General features: G+C 72.8%; 1 protein-coding gene. It reads left to right on the plus strand.

Going from position 1 to position 567, the window contains the following annotated elements:
- A partial coding sequence (locus tag MXD61_RS05795; protein WP_248811808.1) for a polyketide synthase occupies positions 1-567 on the plus strand: 567 nt, incomplete at both ends.

The raw sequence follows: 567 nt of genomic DNA on the forward strand, positions 1-567 counted from the left end.
GGTCTGGAGGGGCCGGCGGTGACGGTGGACACGGCGTGTTCGTCGTCGTTGGTGGCGTTGCATCTGGCGGTGCGGGCGTTGCGGTCGGGGGAGTGTTCGCTGGCCGTCGTCGGCGGGGTGACCCTCATGTCCACCCCGGGGCTGTTCACCGGCTTCAGCCGGCAGCGGGGGCTGGCGCCGGACGGGCGGTGCAAGCCGTTCGCGGCCGCCGCGGACGGCACCGGGTTCGGCGAGGGTGTGGGTGTCCTGCTGGTGGAGCGGCTCTCGGAGGCGCGCCGCCTCGGTCATCCGGTGTGGGCGGTGGTGCGCGGGTCGGCGGTGAACTCGGACGGGGCGAGCAACGGGCTGACCGCGCCGAACGGTCCGTCGCAGCAGCGGGTGATCGTGCGGGCGTTGGCCGATGCCCGGGTGAACGCGGGTGAGGTCGATGTGGTGGAGGCGCACGGTACGGGCACGACGTTGGGTGATCCGATCGAGGCGCAGGCGTTGCTGGCGACCTACGGGCAGGGTCGGGACGCGGACCGGCCGTTGTGGGTGGGATCGGTCAAGTCGAACATCGGGCACACC

The sequence above is a fragment of the Frankia sp. AgPm24 genome (assembly GCF_023243055.1).
Lineage (GTDB): Bacteria > Actinomycetota > Actinomycetes > Frankiales > Frankiaceae > Frankia > Frankia umida.